Here is a 2,849-nt window from a genome sequence, read left to right as displayed (position 1 = left end):
TCGCCAAGGTGCTGGCGCGTGCCGGCTGCCAGGTGGTGCTGGCCTCGCGCCGCATCGAGCGCCTGAAAGAGCTGCGCGCGGAAATCGAGGCCGACGGCGGCGCGGCCCATGTGGTGGCGCTGGACGTCACCGACTACGCCAGCATCAAATCCGCCATCGCCCACGCCGAAACGGAAGCGGGGCCGATCGATATCCTGGTGAACAACTCCGGCGTGTCGACCACGCAGCGGCTGGTCGATGTGTCGCCCGAGGATTACAACTTCGTGATGGACACCAATCTGCGCGGCGCCTTCTTCGTGGCGCAGGAAACGGCCAAGCGCATGATCGCGCGCACCAAGGGCGATCCGCGCAAGCAGCATCGCATCATCAATATCGCCTCGGTGGCGGGCTTGCGCGTGCTGCCGCAGATCGGCGTCTACTGCATGAGCAAGGCGGGCGTGGTGCACATGACCAAGGCCATGGCGGTGGAGTGGGGCAAATACAATATCAACACCAATGCCATCTGCCCCGGCTATATCGAAACCGAGATCAATGAAGACTACTTCGCCAGCGAGCAGGGCAAGCGCCTGATCGACCTCTTGCCGCGCAAGCGTCCCGGCAAGCCGGAAGACCTGGATGGCCTGCTGCTCCTGCTGGCGGGCGAGGAATCGCATTTCATCAACGGCGCCATCATCTCCGCCGACGACGGCATGCTCGCTCAGTAACGGCGGATCGATGATCCGCCCTACGTTGCATGGCGCGCGAAAATGGGGACGTAACACATGTCCGCGCGCGAAATGTGCTGCGTCCCTACTTTATGTTCCCATTTTATGCACGCCCATCAGCTTGTGCACCAGTTCCGAGGATGTCGATGCGCTGAATTTGCGCATCAGTTTGGCGCGGTGCATTTCCACCGTGCGCGGCGACAGGTCCGTTTCGCGCGCGATCGCCTTGCTGGTCTTGCCCTCGACCAGGAAGGCGGCAATCTCGCGTTCGCGCGGCGTCAGCTCGGCTGACACCGGCCGCTTTTCCGATACGTCTTCAAAGGTCCACACGCCCGCGCCTAGCGGCTCCTGCGGATTCAGCGCGCGGCCCGACACGTGGCACCAGAACAGCTCGCCGTTCGCGCGGCGCATGATGCGCTCGTCCGAGTAGCGCCCCTTGGTGTTCATGATGGGGATGATGCGGTCGCCCGTGCGCAGGAATTCATCCTGCGTCGGGTAGAGGATCTGGAAGGACTGGCCATCGAGCGCGCCGTGCTCGTAGCCGAACATCGAGCTCAGGGCGTCGTTGCAGGACTGGATCACGCGGTTCACCGAAATGCACATGCCGACGGGGGCGAACTTGAAGATTGTCTCGTAATTAATGGCGTATGATGCGTTCATCTTCAATGTTGGCGGTATTTCTACGGTATTGTACTTTGACAGACCGTATTTTATGCTCGGAACACTCACCAATAGAGGAGCACCATGAATAAAATTTACCCAGATGCCAAGGCCGCTCTGGCCGGCATCGTAGCCGACGGCCAGACCATTGCCGTCGGCGGCTTCGGCCTGTGCGGTATTCCGGAAGCGTTGATTGCGGCGCTGCGCGATTCGGGCGTCAAGGGCCTGACCGCGATTTCCAATAATGCCGGCGTGGACGGCTTCGGCCTCGGCCAGCTGCTGGAGACGCGCCAGATCAGGAAGATGATTTCGTCCTATGTGGGCGAGAACAAGGAATTCGCGCGCCAGTACCTGGCCGGCGAACTGGAACTGGAATTCACGCCGCAAGGCACGCTGGCCGAGAAGCTGCGCGCTGGCGGTGCAGGCATTCCGGCCTTCTTCACTAAGACCGGCGTGGGCACCATCGTCGCCGAAGGTAAGGAAATCCGCGAGTTCGATGGCGAAAAATATGTAATGGAGCGCTCGCTGGTGGCGGACGTATCCCTGGTCAAAGCCTGGAAGGGCGACAAGTCGGGCAACCTGGTGTTCCGCAAGACTGCCCGCAACTTCAACCCGAACGTGGCGACCGCCGGCAAGATCTGCGTGGTGGAAGTGGAAGAGATCGTGGAACTGGGCGAGATCGATCCGGATGCCGTGCATCTGCCGGGCATCTTCGTGCACCGCCTGGTGCTGAACGCGACCCCGGAAAAACGCATCGAACAGCGCACCGTGCGTGCCGGCTAAGGAGACAGAACATGGCTTGGACTCGTGATGAAATGGCCGCGCGCGCGGCAAAAGAGCTGCAAGACGGCTTCTATGTGAACCTGGGCATCGGCCTGCCGACCCTGGTGGCGAACTATGTGCCGGACCATATCGAAGTGTTCCTGCAATCCGAAAACGGCTTGCTGGGCATCGGCCCATTCCCGACCGACGATGAAGTGGACGCTGACCTGATCAACGCCGGCAAGCAGACCGTGACGGCGCTGCCGGGTTCCGCTTACTTCGCATCGGCCGATTCCTTCGGCATGATCCGCGGCGGCAAAATCAACCTGGCGATCCTGGGCGCGATGCAGGTGTCCGAAAAGGGCGACCTGGCGAACTGGATGATCCCCGGGAAAATGGTGAAGGGCATGGGCGGCGCCATGGATCTGGTGGCCGGCGTGAAGAAGGTCGTGGTGCTGATGGAGCACGTGGCCACCGCCAAGGATGGCTCGACTTCGCACAAGCTGCTGAAGAACTGCGACCTGCCGCTGACCGGCGTGGGCGTGGTCGATATGGTGATCACCGACCTCGGCGTGATGGAGATTGGCGACAAGGGCATCAAGGTAATCGAACTGGCGCCGGGCGTATCGCGCGAACAGATCGCCGCCGCATCGGGCGTTGAACTGGACTTCTCCGCGCTGTAATCTGCGCTCGCGTATAAAACCCACGGCGTAACCCTAGTGG

Annotated in this window: 4 protein-coding genes; 3 read left to right on the top strand and 1 reads right to left on the bottom strand. The window is 61.6% G+C overall.

Annotated features, from left to right (window positions below):
- Window positions 1–704: SDR family oxidoreductase (locus tag AB4Z11_RS28485; protein ID WP_442029191.1), on the top strand; the 704-nt coding region annotated here is incomplete at its 5' end.
- 90 nt (window positions 705–794) lie between these two features.
- Here the strand turns inward: AB4Z11_RS28485 and AB4Z11_RS28480 are convergent.
- Complete coding sequence (locus AB4Z11_RS28480; RefSeq protein ID WP_442029190.1) at window positions 795–1,364, bottom strand: LuxR C-terminal-related transcriptional regulator; 570 nt, start codon at window positions 1,362–1,364, stop codon at window positions 795–797.
- An 84-nt stretch (window positions 1,365–1,448) separates the two neighbouring features.
- Between AB4Z11_RS28480 and AB4Z11_RS28475 the strand changes: the two genes are divergently transcribed.
- Together AB4Z11_RS28475 and AB4Z11_RS28470 are read left to right on the top strand one after the other, a co-directional pair.
- Window positions 1,449–2,147, top strand: a complete 699-nt coding sequence (locus AB4Z11_RS28475; protein ID WP_442029189.1) for a CoA transferase subunit A — start codon at window positions 1,449–1,451, stop codon at window positions 2,145–2,147.
- Window positions 2,148–2,158: 11 nt separating this feature from the next.
- The gene (locus AB4Z11_RS28470) at window positions 2,159–2,809 is read left to right on the top strand and encodes a 3-oxoacid CoA-transferase subunit B (RefSeq protein ID WP_442029188.1); all 651 of its coding nucleotides are present in this window, start codon (window positions 2,159–2,161) and stop codon (window positions 2,807–2,809) included.
- The last annotated feature ends 40 nt before the right edge of the window (window positions 2,810–2,849 follow it).

Origin of the sequence: Pseudoduganella sp. RAF53_2, from assembly GCF_052113985.1 — a bacterium.
Classification (GTDB): Bacteria; Pseudomonadota; Gammaproteobacteria; order Burkholderiales; family Burkholderiaceae_D; genus Rugamonas.
The sequence above is the reverse complement of the archived record's forward strand: the minus strand, read 5'-3'. Positions and strand labels throughout refer to the sequence as shown.

Coding starts and splice junctions, on each gene's coding strand:
- AB4Z11_RS28480 (WP_442029190.1), bottom strand. CDS start 1,364: ATGAACGCATCATACGCCATTAATTACGAGACAATCTTCAAGTTCGCC.
- AB4Z11_RS28475 (WP_442029189.1), top strand. CDS start 1,449: ATGAATAAAATTTACCCAGATGCCAAGGCCGCTCTGGCCGGCATCGTA.
- AB4Z11_RS28470 (WP_442029188.1), top strand. CDS start 2,159: ATGGCTTGGACTCGTGATGAAATGGCCGCGCGCGCGGCAAAAGAGCTG.